An 18,376-nucleotide genomic window follows, 5' to 3' on the forward strand; every position below is an offset into this window, starting at 1 on the left:
CTTGCACTTTCATAAATCATCGGAGCACAAAGCATGCCCGCCAATAATCAAGTTCCCGTCTTCGTTTCCAGCGACGCTGCACGAACCGTTTTCCGCTGGAAAGACGCGATTGCCGCACTGCAGCAAGCGTACGGTCTTCCTATACCTGCCAAGGCGACCCCTCCGCGGACCGTCGCCATTCTCGAAAAAACCTGGCTGCGCACCCTCCCCGCCATCCCTCCAGGAGGCCGCTACTTCGGCGCCAAACTGATGGGCTCGAACATGGGCGATGCTCCACCGGGAATTGAATATGTCATTGTGCTTTTCGACCGGACAACCAACCACATTGCAGCATTCGTCGATGGCAACCTAGTCACCGGTTTCCGTACCGCGGCGACCTCAGCAGCGGCACTCGACCGGCTGGCGCCCCAGGGTCCCGCACGTCTTGCGGTTCTCGGCAGTGGCCTGGAGGCCTCGATGCACACTCGCGCCTTCGCAAGCGTGCGCCAACTCTCGCAAGTAACGGTCTTCAGTCCAACCCCTGAACGCCGGGAGGCCTTTGCAGCAGCAGTCACCCAGGATCTGGGTATCCCCGCCACAGGCGTAGCCAGCGCTCGAGAAGCCGTGGAAGGCGCTGACATCGTGCTCACTGCCGCTCGCTCACGCGGCGAGGAGCCCATCCTGTTTGGCGACTGGCTTAAACCGGGCGCCACTGTCGTCTCGATTGGTTCAACCATCCCCGAACAGCGCGAAATCGATGTCTCGGTCGTGGAGCGTAGCGACCTGATCATCTGCGACACACTGGAGGAAGTCCTGACTGAAACGGGCGACATGATCGCTGCCCGCGCCGCCGGGATCGAGTTTCATCACAAAGCCTTCAGCCTGGCCGACCTGATGAGCGGCGCATGCAACGAACAGATGGCAAGCGCCAAGGCACCGATGTTCAAGTCAGTCGGTGGAGGCTTGCAGGATATCGTCGTGGCGGAGTTGATCCTGACCAAAGCACTTGAAGCAGGTTTGGCAATACCCCTACCGATGAACTTTGAGACAAAGCGCTAAATTCATAAACCCACCCCGATCGACAGGAACTCCTATATGGCCAGCTACAACAAGAAAGACGCCCGCGACTGGGCGCGCGAGCATCTCCTAGGGGTCGCCAACGTGACCATCCCGACCATGACGTCGGATTTCAAACGCATCAACGAAAAAGCCGTGCGCCATGACGTCGAGTTAGCAATTCAACACGGCTTCGTTGGTTCTCTGTCCTGCTCCGAGGTAGCAATCACCCAGGAACAGTACGGTGAGTTCTGCCGCATCATGGCTGACCAAGCCGCGGGGCGACTGGTCATTGTTCATCACGCGGTGTTCAACACACTGGAAGACAACATTGAAGCGGTCAAAAGAGCCGAAGATGCCGGCGCCGATCTAGTGTTGCTCGGTTACCCACCGTATTTCTTTCCGAAGTCCTATGACGAGGTCTTCGAATACACGAAGGCCATTTGCGCCGCGACAAACCTGGGGGTAATGATCTTCCCGCTGCCCGCGTGGGGCTTCAGCCGTCTGCACCCCGCCGACATCCCGTTGTCGGTGCTGCGCCGGATGGTGGACGAGATTCCCAACGTCGTCGCAATCAAAGCCGAAGGCGGCCTGCCTTACATCATGTCGGCGATCGAGGTGCACCGCGAGTTCCACAAGGAAGTGGTTATCTCTTCCCCGCTCGAGTACGAGTACGTGCCCCTGGCGCAGGTAATGGATATCCCTTTTTGCGGCACCAACTATTCGTCCTACTACGGCCCGTTGCTGCCACAGATTCACAAGCTGATCCAAGCAGGCAATTACGACGAAGCCACACAGCTTTGGTACAAGATGGATCCGGCCCGCAAGGCGTTTGCGAGCCTGCCGATGGCAGCCAACGGTCTGCTCAACCGGATGATGTGGAAGTATCAAGGATGGCTGCAGGGTTACAACGGCGGCCCCCTGCCACACCCAACGCAACGAGTGTATCAGCGCGATATGACTGTGCTGCGCAAGGGGCTCGAAGCCGCTGGCCTGAATCCAACCAGCGATCTCGACGAGGCTTTCTTCGTCGGCCGCAATCCCCAGTGAGATCAGCCCCATGAATGGAACCGTAACGCTGCACCTGAAAGACCCTGACCTGCTGCGCCAGGCCATGCTGATCGACGGCAAATGGGTCCAGGCCGACAATGGCCAGACTATTGAAGTACGCAACCCGGCCACCGGAGAGCTGGTGGCTCGTGTACCCAACGGCGGCAGTGCCGAGACTCAGCGCGCAATTGCTGCGGCCGAGCGCGCCATGCAGGGTTGGCGTAAAACGCTGCCGAAGGAACGTGCGAAGGTCCTGCGCAAGCTGTATGACCTGATGCTTGAGAACATCGATGATCTGGCTACAATCCTGACGGCCGAACAGGGCAAACCCTTGGTGGAATCGCGCGGCGAGATCACCTACGCCGCGGGCTTCATCGAGTGGTTTGCAGAGGAAGCCAAGCGAGTTTATGGCGACATCATTCCGCAGAACGTAGAGGGTCGTCGCATCCTCGTGCAGAAGGCTCCGATCGGCGTATTCGCCGCTATCACCCCGTGGAACTTCCCGTCGGCGATGATCACACGCAAGGCGGGCCCGGGCTGGGCTGTGGGCTGTGCTGGCGTCATCAAGCCCGCCAGCCAGACCCCGCTGTCGGCGCTCGCCCTAGCCGTACTCGCGGAGCGCGCCGGGCTGCCTCCGGGCGTGTGCAACGTCGTGACGGGTTCGGCCCGTGCGATTGGTGGCGAACTCACTGCAAGCCCCGTGGTACGCAAGCTGTCGTTCACAGGCTCGACCGAAGTGGGTGCCCAACTGCTCGCCCAATGCGCTCCGACGATAAAGAAGACCAGCATGGAGCTGGGTGGAAATGCGCCTTTCATCGTGTTCGACGATGCTGACATCGATGCCGCAGTGAAGGGTGCGATTGCAGCCAAATACCGCAACACGGGGCAGGCCTGTGTCGCCGCCAATCGCATTCTGGTTCAGTCGGGCATCTATGAATCCTTTGGGAAGAAGCTTGCTGAGGCCTCTGCGGCCCTCAAAGTGGGCAATGGAATGCACGAGGGCGTCTTGCTGGGCCCGCTGATCAATGAAGAAGCGGTGCAAAAGGTCGAAGAACACATTGCCGATGCTGTTTCCAAAGGCGCTCGCGTTGTCACCGGTGGTAAGCGCCATGCCCTGGGCGGGAGCTATTTCGAGCCAACGGTGCTGACCGATGTACCGCGCGAAGCGCTGATCTTCAACGACGAAACTTTCGGGCCTGTTGCACCGCTTTTCCGCTTCGATACTGAAGAGCAAGCCATCGCGATGGCCAACGACACGCCCTTCGGTTTGGCCTCCTACGTGTACGCACGTGACGTCGGCCGGATTTTCCGTGTCGTCGACGGCCTCGAGTTCGGCATAGTGGGGGTCAACGAAGGGATGATCTCAACCGAGGTCGCGCCGTTCGGCGGTGTGAAGGACTCGGGGCTGGGCCGTGAAGGTTCCAAGTATGGTGTCGACGACTACCTGGAAATCAAATACGTCGCGCTTGGCGGTCTCTGAGCAGGCAGGATGCCGCAGCGGATCAGCCTTCAAGCGGGCTCAGCGAACAACTGATACCGACTTGAGAGGCTGATCACTTTACAAACGTACACCGCTGTTGTGGTTTCAAGATAAATGTAATCGAGAGCTGATAAGCCAGGGGGCGTCACACCTGGCTCATCGGCTCTTGTCATATTTGCTGCAGGTGATAAAGAAGCGGCTTAAGCGAAAAAATCTGCTTCGCCGATCAAGCTCGTTCTCAAACGTGGGGGACGTCTCCGAAGAGGAAAATGATTGCGCCTCACGCTCCATCCATCGTGCAACGATGCGACGCGCCCGGATACCTGCGACATTGGCCTTGACGCTGCGCTCGCCGGTTCTGACTCGTCGTGGACGGGGCTGATAGGGGGGCATCGAGATCCAGCGCCCCAGCATCGAGCGTCCCACTTCGGAACCAGATGCCGTCACCCACCAATGGCTGCAGGGGGGCTTGCGCAGTGTTTAGCAGGACGCTCGGGGTTGCCATGGTGTCTCATTCCTTTCTTATTTTTTGATCCGCAGCAGGGGACCTCGCCCTGCCGACACGCGCCTGAACGGTAAGTTTTCGGTTTTTTCGGGGTGATAGTGTGTGCGGCACAGATGTGAAGTTTCTGGCGCGTCCCTAGGTGAGGCCGAGCTATGGAGGGTCACGCCAAGCCGGTGCAGGCCCGGCGAGAGGGAATAGCGAGGTGGCGATGCGGGTTGTGGTGTTGATGTTGCGCGAGCAGTTTCTTCGCGAGGGAACCTCGAGCGGACTGCCCTGAGTGCGGTAGAGAAGGATTACAGATGAGGCCAGCCAAAACCGGGCTGGCCCCGTACCTGGCTTAAGCTGGTTTGAAGCAATAGACGGCCAGTTTGTTACCATCCAGATCACGGGCATACGCTGCATAGGCGTTCGGTGCCCAGCTACGCGGCCCCGGGAGGCCTTCACATACACTGCCAGCAGCCAATGCTGCGGCATGGAAAGCGTCGACAGCCGCACGGGACGGCGCCTCGAAACTGACGGTGACGCCATTGCCAACACTGGCAGGTGCACCGTTGGCCGGTTTCAAGACGAAGAAAGACGGTGCGTCTTCGCCCCAGATGGAACCGTTGTCGCCGAGATCCGCGATCCGTTTATGGCCAAGCTTGCCCAATACGTCGTCGTAGAAACCACGGGCTTTATTCAGGTCATTGGTGCCGACTGTTACGTGAGTAAAGACACTCATTTTTATCGCTCTCTATGGTAGAAACCAGATGGGTTTGCGTTGCGGTATTACCAGGGCAAATTTCGCCACGGCACTCATCGCCAAGTCTGCCGACTTAGCGATCGAAATGAATGACAGTGCGAATACTCTTGCCTACGTGCATTAACTCGAAGGCCTGGTTAATGCCTTCCAGCGGCAGGTTATGGGTGATAAAGGTATCCAGCGGAATTTCGCCTTTCTGCGCCTTTTCGACATAGCTCGCTAACTCGGTGCGACCCTTAACCCCGCCGAAGGCCGAACCGCGCCAGACCCGACCGGTAACCAGCTGGAATGGACGCGTAGAGATTTCCTGGCCAGCGCCGGCCACGCCAATAATGGTCGACTCGCCCCAGCCCTTGTGGCAGCACTCTAGTGCCGCACGCATCAATTGCACGTTACCTACACACTCAAAGGAGTAGTCCACACCACCATCTGTCATATCGATAATGACGTCCTGAATGGGTTTGGATTGCTCCTTTGGATTAACAAAGTCGGTAGCGCCTAGCTCGCGGGCGATGTCAAATTTGGCCGGGTTGATATCGATAACAATAATCCGGCCGGCCTTCGCCATCCTTGCACCAATGATCGCTGCCAGACCAATACCACCTAGACCAAAAATAGCAACGGTAGCCCCCTCCTCCACCTTGGCGGTATTGAGTACTGCACCGATGCCAGTAGTGACGCCGCAGCCGAGCAGACACACTTTCTCCAGCGGAGCATCCTTGGGAATCTTCGCCAGGGAGATCTCCGGTAGCACTGTGTACTCGGAGAAGGTCGAGCAGCCCATATAGTGGTATATCGGCTGCCCCTGATAGGAGAAGCGCGAAGTGCCGTCTGGCATCAGCCCCTTACCCTGAGTGGCACGTACTGCCTGGCACAGGTTGGTTTTGCCTGAAGTGCAATATTTGCATTCTCGGCATTCGGCGGTGTATAGCGGAATGACATGGTCACCTACCGCCAGCGAAGTCACGCCCTCACCTATCGCCTCGACAATACCTCCACCTTCATGCCCCAGAATGCAGGGAAAGACGCCTTCCGAATCATTACCTGAAAGGGTATAGGCATCGGTATGGCAAACACCGGTGGCAACGACACGAACCAGAACTTCACCAGCCTTCGGCGGCTCAACGTCCACTTCAACGATTTGCAACGGCTGGTTGGCGGCAAAAGCAACGGCCGCACGTGACTTGATCATTCTCTGTATTCCTTTGTGCAATGATTTGCCGGGCGAAACGACTGTCGTTTACCCAGCGTCTCCGACAAGACTCGCCCCCTGCGCAGGAGTTGATTACTCCTCACGCTCCATCCACCGCGCAACGATGCGCCGTGCCTGAATACCTGCGGCATCGGCCTTGACGCTGCGCTCGCCGGCGCTGACGCGTCGCGGACGGCGACTGGCTTGGGCCTGGACTGCCTCAAGCACGACTCGGTCCTCATCAAAACCTTCGCGGATAGCGTGAACCAAATGATCCATAGCTTCCGGCACCTTGGCGAAGTCTCGACCGACGACCCAGAAATACAGCATGTGGGTTTGATCAATTGGCGTCGTGGCATGGGCAACACGAAAGCGTGCCGGTGACTCCTCAGGTTTCGAGGGGTTCTGAAAATCCGTGCAGCCTTCTTGTAACGCCGGTGACAGAAACGTGCCTCTGTGTTCACGATTCCAAGGAGTACCCGGCGGCACCCCAAGGGACATTGCGTAACCAGGCGCAAGCGGACTATTTATGAAATGCTTGGAGTACTGAACGGTCTCATCGCCCACGATGACGTCAGGTGGAGTGGACCAGTCAGAAATCTCGAATGTCGAAGCATGCACGTAGCCAAAATGCGTTAGATCGAGAACATTTTCTTTCAGTAGCATGTAGTTCGCTGAAATTTCCATCAAACCAGTCCTGATGGCAAAAGACGAATCTTCCGCCCACGGCAACTCGGGTGGCGGAGCGACCGTGTCGATCACCGACGGATCGCCCAGATAAATCCACACCAGGGGACCAATCTCCTTCACTGGAAAGTGCTTCACCGAATAGTTGGGCGGAGGCGTTCCGTCCATGGACGGTATGCGCACGCAACTGCCGTCAGCACCAAAGCAGAAACCGTGGTAGCCACATTCCACGATGTCACCTTTAAGTTGACCGTTGGAAAGAGGGGCCTGGCGATGCGGGCAGCGGTCCTCCAGCGCGGCTACTGTGCCGTCTTCTCGACGGAACAACACCACGGGGGTATCGAGCATCCAACGGCCCAACAGCAAGCGACCCACTTCGGAACCAAATGCCGCCACCCACCAACAGTTATAAGGGTAGTTACGTGCTTCTTGAATGCTCTCTGCGACGTTAAACGTTGCCATGACACCTCACTCCTTAACTGGAAGTTCTTGTTGTTGGCGATCCGCAGTATTGGACTATTGCCCTGCCATCACCTCCCTCAGGGCAATACGTCTGGCTTTCATCTAATTACTAAACGGACCGAATCGTATTCTTTTGCACACCCATTGGGCTGTCAAGTAGAGAATGATCAGGGGCTACCGGATCTCAAAGGTCCAGAACGAGTCTGGCGCTCAAGGCGCGCGAACAACAGGGGGTGAATTGATCCCCCCTAGCTTGCTCCGCGGAAGTGAGAAACATGTCGCGGTGATCTGGAGTGCCCTCCAGCACGCGCGTCAGGCAGACCCCGCAGACACCCTGCTCACAGGAAGTGATGACCTCGACGCCATGGCTCGCCAGCGCCCCAATCACTGTTTGATTCGGGTCCACACGGATAACCTTGCCCGTCGAAGCGACCTGCACTTCGAAGCTGCCGTCGTCGCTCGTGTCAATCGCAGCAGCAGAAAAATATTCGCGATGCAGAAGTTCTTCCGACCAACTGTTTGCCCGCGCAGTTTCGAGTACCCAGTCCATAAAGCCTGCCGGCCCACACACATAGAGATGCGTGCCGGGACGGCGGTTGGCGACCACGGCGGTCAAGTCAAGCTTTTGCGCCTCAGGTCCGTCGCTGTAATGGAATTGCACGCTTGCGGCAAAGGAGGACGATCGGAGGCGCTCTGCAAAAGCCGTACGGTCGGCGGACCGTGAGCAATAATGCAACTCGAATGATGCGTCGGCATTTGACAGTCTCTCGGCCATGCAGAGGATGGGAGTAATGCCGATGCCACCAGCGAGCAAAATGCTATGACCGGCGTTATGGGCCAGCGGGAAGTGGTTCTTCGGATCGCTGATACGTATCGTCTGACCGACCTCAAGAGCGTGCATTGCGACCGAGCCACCGCGCGAGGTGGCGTCGCGCAGCACCGCGATCATATAGCGGTGTGTTTCGCCAGGGTCATTACAAAGCGAGTATTGACGCACCAATCCATTATCCAGGTGCACATCAATATGAGAGCCGGCCGAGAATGGAAGCAGCCCCTGGCCGTCCTGGGCCACTAGCTCGAAGCTATAGATATCACGTGCCTCCAGAACCTTGACGGCTATTTGGACAAGACGCGTTGTTGCTTTCATGCTGCTATTCCTCTGTCTCAATTGACCTAATCAGCACATCAAAGGAAGACGCTCGGTTCGAGTTCCTTACGTCCTGAAGTGCCCTACTGCGATGCCAAGCTCACCTCCAATTTCTTGCAAACCCAAGGTAGACGCCTGCAGTTCCTGGCTTTGTCTGGCGCTTTGCTCTCCAACAGCGCGAACCCTCGCCATGCTCTGATTGACCTGCTCGGCTAAAACACTTTGTTGTTCGGCGGCAGCAGCAATCTGTTCATTCATCTGTTCGATGCTCGATACCGCCTGGGTAATCCTTACCAATGCCGAGGAGGCCTGACCGGCCAATATCACCGACTCATCGGTGAGGCCGCGGCTCTTATGGAGCCGTTCGGCAGCCCGCTGGGCCGCACCGCAAAGACGTTCAATCAACGCTTCAATTTCACTGGTCGAGCTCTGGGTTCGTCGGGCCAGGCCACGTACCTCATCGGCCACTACGGCGAACCCTCGCCCGTGCTCACCGGCGCGTGCGGCTTCAATGGCAGCGTTAAGGGCGAGTAAATTGGTCTGTTCGGCTACCGATTTGATGACGCTCAGGACACCGCCAATCAAGGTGCATTCTTGCAACAGCGTCTCCATTACGCTGGCGCACCCTGTCATTTCCAGTGCCAGCCGCTCAGCTTGATCGGTGACTTGTTTGACCAACGCGTCGCCTTCCCGCGCAAAGCCGTCGGCGATGACAACGGCTTCACTGGCTTGTGACGCGTTGCGCGCCACTTCGTGTGCCGTTGCACTCATCTGCTGCATGGACATTACAGCCAGTTCGGTCTCCGAACGCTGCTGCTCGACCCCTGATCGATTGTGCTCCATCACCTGTACGAGGCTGTCAGCGGTGCTGTTGAGGTCTGTTATGCCATGGCCGATACGCCCCACAAGGTGGCGCAAGCTGACGAGCATCCCGTTGACTGTGCGCAGCAACTGCCCGAGTTCGTCCTTGCCGGTTATCTGCGTATCGCCACCCGTAAGGTTTCCCTCCGAGACTCTATTGGCCAGCAGTACAGTCTGACGCAAGGGGTGAAGAATCAGTTGGCGAATCACCAGGCACGCCCCTATGCCTAGGCACAGGGCCAAGAGCGTGATCAGGGTCATCTGGCGGTAGGCCCGCTGATTGTCTTGCGTGATGAGAGAAGCCTGGTCTTGCTCAAGCTGAGCCAGCAACTCACCCAAGTACTGGCCTTCTTTTTTCATCGCCTCACGGGTATGGGCAATCTGATTGTGGCTGATTGCAAACTGATCGAAGGCTTGTCGGTATTGGTCCAGCGCGAGTAACGCCTGCTGCAGGGATTCCTGACCCTCCTCGCCGACGCGAATGACCAGATTTTTTGTAGCGGCAAGGACCTCATTCATGCCCTGCTCCCAATCATTTCGGTGATGCAGGTCGCCACTTTCGGTGTAGTACAGTTCACGCTCGCGGACTCTGGCCAGCTTGTCCCTGAGGCTCGCTGCCTGCTCCAACTGGTTCATCTGTTGCGCTTCTGGGAGAGTACCGGCCTCCGTCTTCAGGTTGACCGCGTCTATCTGATCGAGAAAGACGGCCGTGAAATTGTCGCCAGCATTTGCGGCAAGCTGCTGCATTTTCAGTCGAGAATCCCGTAGTCCGCGCAATGCCTCGGTGTACTGTTGGAACTGTTTCAAGTACGCCGCAACTGCCTCCTTCATTTCGCCACGCGCCAGTTCATCGCCCTTCGAAAGCTCGACTTGGAGCTCTTCGATAATTGCGCGTACTTGCGATTCGGCCTCCGGCTGCAAGCCGATCGCATATTCTTTTTCGGAGATTCTCGCCTGAAGCACCTTGGCTTTGATCTGAAGGGCATCCCGCAGGAGCTCGGTACGAGATTGCAGTAAAGCGATCGAGCTGAATGCCGTGCCTGCCACGATCACGGTGGTCAGCAGAACCAGGCCAAAGCCCGTTGACAGCTTGGCGCCAACAGAAAGCCTACCCAATGCGAGGCTAACCCAAGACATGATCTTTCCCCTGAGGGCAGACTGCATGTCCGGGCACGGTCAGGATGAAGCGCAAAATCAATGAAGCAAAAAACCGGTTCATGACAGGAATCCTTTTTATTGTTATGGCCCGTCAACGGATCACTCGGACTTCTTGTAATACCCAACCGCGACCAGTAGATGGCCGGTCTTGCGCAACAAGGCGTATTTATCTTCCACCTTGCCGGTCACCGGGTTCTTCCAGCGGTAATCGTAACCACCGTCCTGGCGATCCTTCATCAGCGCGAGGATCGGCTCGCCCACGGGTTTGCCATCAGGGTCACGCACGCTGGAGAACTCTACGCCGAGCAATCGCAGGTTGTAGCCGTGAGCCAAGTAGCGACCGGTGTTCAGATCAATCACAAAGACGTAGAGATCATCCTCGCGAAATCGTGGTGACAGCGCGTTGATAGCGGCAATGCTGGCCTGCGGCTCTTGCTTGAGGGCGACAACCGCGCGATCAAGCAGTTGTTGGGCCTGCTGTGGCGTGGCCCGCGGTTGATAGAAACCGACGGCGATGACGCGATCCCCCACGCGCTGAAAGAACACCCGCTTGTGCTCTACCCTGGCGTCGCGGGCGTTCATCCAGCGATACTCGGCCACCCGCACCTCTCCTGCTTTGCCTTCCAAAGCCTGGCGGAAGCCGTCACGCAGTTCCGGCTCCAGCGCCTCGGTGACATCGCGACCAATCAGCACAGATGACGTGCCGCCACTGGCGAGCATGACGCCGTGGGTATCGACCACGAATACATAGTGTTCGCCATCAATGAATTCGCCCTGGCGACTGAAGGCCGCGAAAGCGGCGTCACCCTGCGCCTGGTAGTACTCGACGGCCGCCTGCAACAACTTGCGGGCACGTTGCTCTTCATCTGCTGTGGCCATTTCGGTAGCGCTCATGAGCGAAAACGCGCACCACAGCAAGGCAATCAAACGCATGGAAGTCACTCCGTGAAGGGGGATGCTAAGACACTGCGACCGACGTGCTTCAGGCCGCCAGCCAAGCCGCGTGGCTCATTGACCACCAGCGGCGTGGTGACCTCATCGCGACGCTGGGTTGCCGGCAACGAGACAACCTCATCGTGACGCCGGGTTGTCGGCAGCAGGAAATAGGCGAGCGCCGGCAGCAACACCAGGGCCCCGACCATGTTCCAGACAAACATAAAGGCCAGCAGCACGCCCATGTCTGCTTGAAACTTGATGGGTGAGAAAATCCAGGTGCCCACGCCAATGGCCAGGGTGACGCCGGTGAGCATGACCACCTTGCCCGTGGAGACCAGGGCACGGAAATACGCCTCGGACAGGCTGGCCCCCTGACGCAGATGACCGAGCAGGATGCTCATCACATAAAGTGCGTAATCAACCCCGATGCCCACGCCAAGGGCGATCACCGGCAGCGTAGCGACTTTGACCCCGATACCCAGGCCCACCATCAGCGCCTCGCAGAGGATGGAGGTGAGCATCAATGGGATCACCGCACAGAGCGTGGCGCGCCAGGAGCGGAAGGTGATCAGGCAGAGCAGGATCACCGCACCGTAAACCCAAAACAGCATTTCGCGGTTGGCGTCCTTGACCACAATGTTGGTGGCGGCCTCGATCCCGGCGTTACCGGCGGCGAGCTGGAACTTCACATCATCGGTGTCATTGGCGGCGGCGAAGGCTTCGACATGCTCTACCAGGCGTGTCAGGGTCTCGGCCTTGTGGTCGGAAAGATAGACATAGAGTGTCAGCAAGCTGCAGGACTCGTTATAGAGCCCGCGAGGCGCGCTTGCGGTAATCATGTTGAGCATTGCCTGGTTGTTCTGCAGCTCGAACCACTTCGGACTGCCCTCAGAGAGCCCCACCAGCATTCGCCGGTTGAGCAACGCCAGAGAATTGGTCGAGTCGACCCCTGGTAGATTTCGCAATTGCCAGTCGAGTTCGTCGACCTTACGCAGGATGTCGTAGCGCGAGCAGGCACTCTGTGGCGTGCGCACCATCACCGCAAAGAGGTCGCTGCTGGCACCGTAGCTGCGGGTCATGAACGCATCGTCCTGGTTGTAACGCGAGTCCGCGCGCAGTTCGGGAGCGCCGGGATCCAGGTCACCGATCGCCAAGTGCTGGCTGGCCATGAAGCCTAGCACCGCCATCACCAGACTGGTGCCGACACAAATCGCGGCCCAAGGGTTACGGGTGAACAGGTCGAGGAAACGCCAGAAAGGATGGCGCGTCTGGCCCCCTTCCTCCGCACGCTCACTCTTGAGGCTATGCTGGGCCGCGCTTGGGCTGACGCCCACATAAGACAGCAGCACCGGCAACAGGATGAGGTTGGTGAAGATCAACACTGCGACGCCGATGCTGGCAATGATAGCCAGGTCCTGGATCACCTGGATCTGGATGATCATCAACACCGCGAAACCCACGGCGTCGCACAAGAGCGCGGTAAGGCCGGCGAGAAACAGACGGCGAAAGGTAAGGCGCGCAGCCACCAGACGATGGATGCCACGGCCTATGTCCTGCATGATGCCGTTCATCTTTTGCGCGCCGTGGCTCATGCCGATGGCGAAGACCAAAAATGGCACCAGCACCGAATACGGATCCAGTTCGTAACCCAGCAGCGGCAACAGGCCCAGCTCCCAGACCACCGCGACCAGCGAGCAGAACACCACCAGCAACGTACTGCGTATGCACCGGGTGTAGCCATAAAGCACGAGGGTGGTGATGACGATAGCGCCGGCGAAGAACAACAGGATTTGCTCCAGCCCCTCGATCAGATCGCCCATCTTCTTGGCGAAGCCCGTGATATGAATTTCGATGTGGTCGTTCTGGTATTGCCCACGCAGCGCTTCGAGTTGGTCGGACAATGTGGCGTAGTCCAGCGGCTTGCCGTCGGCGGTACGCGCCAGCAGAGGCACGTAGATAATGCTGGAGCGTTGATCCAAAGCCACCAACCGACCGATTTCATTGGACAGCTGCACATTGCGCTGCAGCATGGCCAGCGACGCGGCGCTGCCGTCGTATCTGTCCGGGATCACCGGCCCACCCTCCAGGCCCTCCTCGGTGACCGACACCCAGCGGGTCGCCGGTGTCCAGAGCGACTTCATGTAGGCGCGGTCAACGCCCGGCAGAAGGTAAATCTTGTCACTGAGCACCTGCAGGGTATGCAGGTAGTCGGCGTCATAGATATCCCCTTTAGTATTGGCAACCGCAATGCGCAGCGAATTGCCCAGGCCCGACAGCTCCTTCTGGTTGTTCAGATAATTAGCGATGTAGGGATGCCCGGTAGGGATCATCTTTTCGAAGCTGGCATTGAGCACGATGCGCGTGGATTGCCAACCGAGCAGCAGCGTCGTCACCAGACACAGAAACAGCACCCAGTGACGATGGTTGAACAAGGCCCGCTCGACCATTGAACCCGAGCGAACGTCGAAATCATTAAGCTCGAAGGTATTTGAACTGCTTGAAGATTTCATAGCCTCACTCCGAAACATCTGTGGCTGGATGAGCAAAGCGCGACAAGCCAGCAAAACCGGCAGCGATAAAACTTTTATCGGCCGCCTCGAGCAGGCTGCTAACTGGCAGCCCCAAGGGTTTTCCTACAGATTGCAACGCGGCGCCATGTGAGGCTGCGCTACTGAAAATGCCCCCGGCCTGATTAGCCAACAACAAAGTGCCGTCGGCCAATCGCACGGAGCTACTGAAAGAAACGGGCGACGAAACAGCAATACGCTGAAAGCTGTCACCGTCATCACTGGAGAGATACGCATGGCCTTTCAGGCCCGCGACCAACAACGCGCCGTCATCGCGCACTTGGGCGGTGAAGAAACTGCCTTCATAGGGACTTTCGAGTTGCTTGAATGATTGTCCGTTATCGATTGAACGCGCTAGGTATCCCTGCTCTCCCACGAGGAAGCAGAGGTTGTTTTTTTCAGCAATTGCATAAAGGTGCACGAGCGATGGATTCTCGATACGTCCCATCAGCGAGTGCCAACTGGCCCCCCCATCTTGCGTCGCGAATGCCATGCCATAGGCACCGACAACCAAGCCGTGGTTGGCATCGGAAAACCGAATCGCCAGGAAGGGTTTATCCGGCCCATCGGCAATCAGCCGCTCGGCATTTTGCAGACGCATATCGGCGGCTTCGGCATCGCTCGCAGTGACCTTTTCAGCCTGAGCGGCCTGCAATTCGATTTGTGCAGCCTGCAAACCACTTAACTGCACCGCCCAATGTTCGCCCCCGTCGATGGTGGCCAAAACAGTTCCAGAATGACCGACCGCCCAGCCTCGTTGGGCATCCACGAAATAGACGGAGCTAAGACTGACGGAGACCGGCACCGGTACTTGCCGCCATGAATGACCATTATCGTCCGACAGAACGATGAGCCCACGCTCCCCAACAGCGATCAGTCGATCGGCAGCCCGCGCCAGATCGATAAACACCGCCCTGGAGGGGGCAACAATCTGCATGGCAGGCGTTGTTAACACGGAACCCACAGCCTTGGTTTCAGCGCGGCAGATGGAGGTAGTGACGGACAACACGGAGGCCAGTACAAGTCCACTGACATGACGGATATTTATCATTTTTTATTCTCAAGTAGGCGCGTATTGCAAAGGCATCGGCTGGACAGCCGACGCCTATCAGGCAACTGCGACCTTAACGCACACCCTGGCCCGCCATGGCAGCCGGAGAAAACTCAGACTTCTTGTAACGATCGACGATGCGATACTGATCCGACATACCGGCGAAGATCCCCTGCATGAACCAGGCACCAGAGTTCAGGTCATAGAAGCCCGAAGACAATTGGGCAACCGCGGGCACATCTGGCAGCACCATAGGTAGCGTCCACAGCGTTTTGGCTAGCGCGCCACTGCTATCCCAGCGATCAGCGAGCATGGCCTGCCAGGTGTCTTCATCGACGTAGTAACGGCTCTTCGGCAACTGATGACGTGCTCCCGGGGCCAGTTCAGCGTCAACCACCCAAACGCGGTGCAATTCCCAGCGTATGTAGTCGGGGTTGAGGTGATTTTTGCCGAACAGGTCTTCCGGTTTGGCGGCGGTATTTGCCTTGTTGGCGTTATAGGGGACGTACATTTCCTTCTTACCCACCAGCGTCCATTTGAAACGATCCAGGCGCCCGGTAAACACCGACAGTTCATCGAAGCTCATCACGCCGGCCGTGGCCGGTGTCGGCGTATCGCAGCAGGAGTTCGGCAGCTTGCGTACCCGACGCTGGCCCAGGAGATAAACGTAGGTCTGGGTTTGATCTTCGTTGAGGTAGGCTTGCCCCAGAATCTGTTCACCGGCACGGATCGGCGGGCCTTGGTTCAGCAGACGGAACAACCAGTAGTTACCATTAAAGTCGGCGGCCGAACCTTCCTGGTAGTAATACGGCATCTCTTGAATGCCTTTACCTTCAGTAGCCAGGACCGGGTTGCCATCAGCCGTTATCAAATAGTCGCGAAAATGCGTGGCGATGGAAGTGGCGCGCCAGTTGAGCAGGTGGTTCCACATGACCTCAATGCCGCTTTTCGGGATAGGAAACGGAACCCCACCATAAGCCCCCTGCGGAGCAGGTCCGGCACTCGTTTCTACCAGCTTGGCCTCGGTCGCGTTTTTGCGAATATTGTCATACACCCATTGCGGCGCCGCCGAGGTGCGGTGAGTCGGGTATACGTCGATTCGGTAGGTGTCCGGGTAGCGCTTGAACATGGCTTTGACGCCATCGTTGAGCTTGTCGGCGTATTTCTCCATGTTCTTCGCGGTAATGCTGAACAACGGCTTTTCGGCGGCAAATGGATCCGGGCGGGTACCGCCTTGCTTGAAGGATGGATCGACCTTGGTGTAGCCACCGTCCCAGGCAGGAATACTGCCATTGGCATTGCCTGCACGCTCGGCACCAAAAGGTGTCAGGGTTTTACCTAGCTCAGACGCTTCAGTTGTCGCTGCAATGGCTGGCTGCAGCAAACTGCTGATCAGAACGCCCGTGAGCAAAACGAAACACAGCGACTTGAGTTTGAATTCGGAAATCATGCGCAAGTCCTCTTAGAATGTGGTTTTGACGGAGAAGGCTAGGAAATCCCGATCCTTCTGCGACTGCTTCATGGTGAAGTGATTGGCCGCGTCGAGGGCGGTGTCTTCGGGCCCGTAAAAGTGGGTGTAGGTCAGGCCGACGGTGACGCGCTCACGGTAGTTAGCACTGACCCCGATGTTGAAATCGCCGCCCTTGTCCGGGCCGAAACTGCCGACCACCGCGGACTTGCCCATTGGAAAATAACTGAGGCCCACCGGCACGCTGAGGTCGATGCCGGGAAAGACCTGGCGGTAAGTCGGGGTGTACACCAACTTGATACCCAGAGCATCGTCAGTGGTGTTGGGATTCAACGCCGCGCTGTTTTTGGTCACGCTAAGCAGCCGATTCCATGCCACCTCACCCACCAACGCGGCCTCATTGGAAACGAATGACGGCCCCAGTGAAGCGATGACGTTCAAGTTGACATGTGCCGTGTGTCCGACCGCGTAGAGCGGATGGTTATCGTTGTCCGCTGCTTCACCGGCCAACACCGTCTGAGTATTGGATACCAACGGCATGTTCCAGCGCATCGAGGCCTCGCCGGCGAAACTGAACTCGTCGACGGAAGTGGCGAAACTGGCACCGAGCACCCGGATATCTTCTGGGTAAACCAAAGAGTAGTTGCCCACCTCACCGGTGGCGAAATTGGGGCCGGTCGCATTGGGCCTCAGGTAAATCTGGGGCGTCTTCTCGTGGTATTGGAGGGCATAGAGACCGTAGTCGACAGTACCTGCCGAATAGCGCAACTGCAGACCACCCTGGCCGGAACTGCGAGCCTCCTTGTCATTGCCATGGAAGAATGCCGCCGGACTGTTCGGATTGCCGCCGAGGAAATCCGGGAATGGCTCGCCGACGATCAGACGCTCACTACCCTCACCGACGACATCGGTGACCGAAAAGTAGCTGCCGACGCCTGGCAGGCGAGTCTCTTCCCATTCGAATTGGTAGAACGCGCCTAGCGACAGATCATCGGTCAGTTGGTAGCTGGTGGACAGTTGGTTGACGGGGCGAGTGATTTCCTTGAACTGCGTGTTCGGTACCGAAATCGCCTTGACCACATCCACCGGGGCCATGCCACCGGCAATGCCGTTGCCACCGAAGAACAGACTTTCGCCCCAGATCAGGCCATGACGACCAAGACGCACGGACAGGCTCTTTTCCGCCAGCTCGCCGTTCCAGTAGACAAACGCGTCCAGTAGTTCGGCGTCACCGCCGTGCAGGTGCCGGGTATCGTCAGTGAACTCATCGAAGGCGACCGAGCGCTGGTTGGCACGGGCCGGGGCGTCGTTGTCAGTGTCTTTTTGGTATTCGGTATCGAACCAGGCGGCGCCACTGACACGGGCTCCAAAGTTGCGATAACCGATATCCATCTCGGAGAGGATGTCGAGCCGATTGGAAATCAGTCCCTTGTCAAAGTTGCGATCACCGTCATCCTGGTTAAGAGCAGTTTGGCCTTTGGTGAGCTTGCTGCTCTGGTCCTTCAGGCGCCAGGCGGAGCTGTATTTCAGCGTGTTGTCCCAGCGAACACTGTAGTCGCTATCGTTCATATTGAATTGGAAGGCACTGGCACTCAGCGAGATCAGACTCAATGCACTACCTGTCATCACGCACGAAAAAAAATGCGACCGACAGAAAAGCATCGAATATGCAGGCACGGCACATTTGAGTAGACGCATATACGAACCTCTATTGTTTTTGTATTAGGTTTCGCTGGATATCAAAAAACGCTCCTTGCTTAAGCTCCATTCGAATGACAGTGCCCACAAACCTCTGTGATAGCAGCAATGTCGGACTTTCATTTTGATACGGAACGTATCGTATATTTACTGCGAGAAGAGGCTCCTGTCAAGCATGGCTTCGCATCTTTTTTTCACAATCTGTTTTGCCAGGAGAATGCAGGTAATGCCTGGGCTCGCACCCCGGATAAAAGCCGCAGAAGCGCTGGCCAATCAGGTGATTTGAAACAGCAATCAAGCGAGTCGTGGGTCACGATGCTGGGGGTCGTTTTGGAAG

At 57.5% G+C, this 18,376-nt stretch carries 13 protein-coding genes and 1 pseudogene; 3 read left to right on the plus strand and 11 right to left on the minus strand.

All coding sequences use genetic code 11. The annotated features are described in order from the left end of the window. The first annotated feature begins 33 nt into the window (after positions 1 to 33). Genes ACCC96_RS07855 through ACCC96_RS07865 form a run of 3 tightly spaced genes read left to right on the plus strand, consistent with a single transcriptional unit; the run spans position 34 to position 3,565 of the window. Positions 34 to 1,038 carry an ornithine cyclodeaminase family protein gene (locus ACCC96_RS07855; RefSeq protein WP_413695417.1) on the plus strand — a complete coding sequence of 335 codons (1,005 nt, stop codon included), beginning with the start codon at positions 34 to 36 and terminating at the stop codon, positions 1,036 to 1,038. Between the two features lie 36 nt (positions 1,039 to 1,074). Further along, positions 1,075 to 2,085: a dihydrodipicolinate synthase family protein gene (locus ACCC96_RS07860; RefSeq protein ID WP_413695418.1), complete on the plus strand. Its 1,011-nt coding sequence runs from the start codon at positions 1,075 to 1,077 to the stop codon at positions 2,083 to 2,085. 28 nt (positions 2,086 to 2,113) lie between these two features. Next, a complete protein-coding gene (locus ACCC96_RS07865; RefSeq protein WP_413695555.1) occupies positions 2,114 to 3,565 on the plus strand; it encodes an NAD-dependent succinate-semialdehyde dehydrogenase in 1,452 nt (483 codons plus the stop codon). A gap of 842 nt (positions 3,566 to 4,407) precedes the next feature. Here the strand turns inward: ACCC96_RS07865 and ACCC96_RS07870 are convergent. The 11 genes and pseudogenes from ACCC96_RS07870 to ACCC96_RS07920 all read right to left on the minus strand — a co-directional run bounded on the left by ACCC96_RS07870 (position 4,408) and on the right by ACCC96_RS07920 (position 17,967). Next, positions 4,408 to 4,791: a VOC family protein gene (locus tag ACCC96_RS07870; protein ID WP_413695419.1), complete on the minus strand. Its 384-nt coding sequence runs from the start codon at positions 4,789 to 4,791 to the stop codon at positions 4,408 to 4,410. Between the two features lie 94 nt (positions 4,792 to 4,885). After that, the gene (locus ACCC96_RS07875) at positions 4,886 to 6,004 is read right to left on the minus strand and encodes an S-(hydroxymethyl)glutathione dehydrogenase/class III alcohol dehydrogenase (RefSeq protein WP_413695420.1); all 1,119 of its coding nucleotides are present in this window, start codon (positions 6,002 to 6,004) and stop codon (positions 4,886 to 4,888) included. A 93-nt stretch (positions 6,005 to 6,097) separates the two neighbouring features. Continuing rightward, positions 6,098 to 7,153, minus strand: coding sequence for a Rieske 2Fe-2S domain-containing protein (locus ACCC96_RS07880; protein ID WP_413695421.1), 1,056 nt, complete (start codon positions 7,151 to 7,153; stop codon positions 6,098 to 6,100). Between the two features lie 184 nt (positions 7,154 to 7,337). Next, a complete protein-coding gene (locus ACCC96_RS07885) occupies positions 7,338 to 8,300 on the minus strand; it encodes a PDR/VanB family oxidoreductase (RefSeq protein ID WP_413695422.1) in 963 nt (320 codons plus the stop codon). 66 nt (positions 8,301 to 8,366) lie between these two features. After that, a complete protein-coding gene (locus tag ACCC96_RS07890) occupies positions 8,367 to 9,230 on the minus strand; it encodes a methyl-accepting chemotaxis protein (protein ID WP_413695556.1) in 864 nt (287 codons plus the stop codon). Further along, positions 9,225 to 10,325 (minus strand): annotated as a pseudogene (locus ACCC96_RS07895) (methyl-accepting chemotaxis protein); the annotation flags it as partial. The gene ACCC96_RS07890 and the pseudogene ACCC96_RS07895, both read right to left, overlap by 6 nt. Positions 10,326 to 10,418: 93 nt before the next feature. Further along, positions 10,419 to 11,252, minus strand: coding sequence for a cache domain-containing protein (locus tag ACCC96_RS07900; protein WP_413695423.1), 834 nt, complete (start codon positions 11,250 to 11,252; stop codon positions 10,419 to 10,421). 5 nt (positions 11,253 to 11,257) lie between these two features. Beyond that, positions 11,258 to 13,765, minus strand: a complete 2,508-nt coding sequence (locus ACCC96_RS07905) for an efflux RND transporter permease subunit (RefSeq protein WP_413695424.1) — start codon at positions 13,763 to 13,765, stop codon at positions 11,258 to 11,260. Between the two features lie 4 nt (positions 13,766 to 13,769). Next, positions 13,770 to 14,873, minus strand: a complete 1,104-nt coding sequence (locus ACCC96_RS07910; protein WP_413695425.1) for a WD40/YVTN/BNR-like repeat-containing protein — start codon at positions 14,871 to 14,873, stop codon at positions 13,770 to 13,772. A 73-nt stretch (positions 14,874 to 14,946) separates the two neighbouring features. Beyond that, positions 14,947 to 16,323 carry a DUF1329 domain-containing protein gene (locus tag ACCC96_RS07915; RefSeq protein WP_413695426.1) on the minus strand — a complete coding sequence of 459 codons (1,377 nt, stop codon included), beginning with the start codon at positions 16,321 to 16,323 and terminating at the stop codon, positions 14,947 to 14,949. Between the two features lie 12 nt (positions 16,324 to 16,335). Next, positions 16,336 to 17,967 (minus strand): DUF1302 domain-containing protein, encoded by a 1,632-nt coding sequence (locus ACCC96_RS07920; protein ID WP_413695427.1) that lies wholly within the window; start codon positions 17,965 to 17,967, stop codon positions 16,336 to 16,338. Positions 17,968 to 18,376: the final 409 nt, after the last annotated feature.

It is taken from the genome of Pseudomonas sp. Pseusp11, from assembly GCF_047304405.1.
In the GTDB taxonomy this organism is placed as follows: domain Bacteria; phylum Pseudomonadota; class Gammaproteobacteria; order Pseudomonadales; family Pseudomonadaceae; genus Aquipseudomonas.

What these genes read in the sequence shown, in the direction of transcription:
- ACCC96_RS07910 (WP_413695425.1), bottom strand. Translation starts at nt 14,873, where the DNA reads ATGATAAATATCCGTCATGTCAGTGGACTTGTACTGGCCTCCGTGTTG.
- ACCC96_RS07890 (WP_413695556.1), bottom strand. Translation starts at nt 9,230, where the DNA reads ATGCTCGTCAGCTTGCGCCACCTTGTGGGGCGTATCGGCCATGGCATA.
- ACCC96_RS07915 (WP_413695426.1), bottom strand. Translation starts at nt 16,323, where the DNA reads ATGATTTCCGAATTCAAACTCAAGTCGCTGTGTTTCGTTTTGCTCACG.
- ACCC96_RS07875 (WP_413695420.1), bottom strand. Translation starts at nt 6,004, where the DNA reads ATGATCAAGTCACGTGCGGCCGTTGCTTTTGCCGCCAACCAGCCGTTG.
- ACCC96_RS07870 (WP_413695419.1), bottom strand. Translation starts at nt 4,791, where the DNA reads ATGAGTGTCTTTACTCACGTAACAGTCGGCACCAATGACCTGAATAAA.
- ACCC96_RS07905 (WP_413695424.1), bottom strand. Translation starts at nt 13,765, where the DNA reads ATGAAATCTTCAAGCAGTTCAAATACCTTCGAGCTTAATGATTTCGAC.
- ACCC96_RS07920 (WP_413695427.1), bottom strand. Translation starts at nt 17,967, where the DNA reads ATGACAGGTAGTGCATTGAGTCTGATCTCGCTGAGTGCCAGTGCCTTC.
- ACCC96_RS07900 (WP_413695423.1), bottom strand. Translation starts at nt 11,252, where the DNA reads ATGCGTTTGATTGCCTTGCTGTGGTGCGCGTTTTCGCTCATGAGCGCT.
- ACCC96_RS07880 (WP_413695421.1), bottom strand. Translation starts at nt 7,153, where the DNA reads ATGGCAACGTTTAACGTCGCAGAGAGCATTCAAGAAGCACGTAACTAC.
- ACCC96_RS07855 (WP_413695417.1), top strand. Translation starts at nt 34, where the DNA reads ATGCCCGCCAATAATCAAGTTCCCGTCTTCGTTTCCAGCGACGCTGCA.
- ACCC96_RS07885 (WP_413695422.1), bottom strand. Translation starts at nt 8,300, where the DNA reads ATGAAAGCAACAACGCGTCTTGTCCAAATAGCCGTCAAGGTTCTGGAG.
- ACCC96_RS07860 (WP_413695418.1), top strand. Translation starts at nt 1,075, where the DNA reads ATGGCCAGCTACAACAAGAAAGACGCCCGCGACTGGGCGCGCGAGCAT.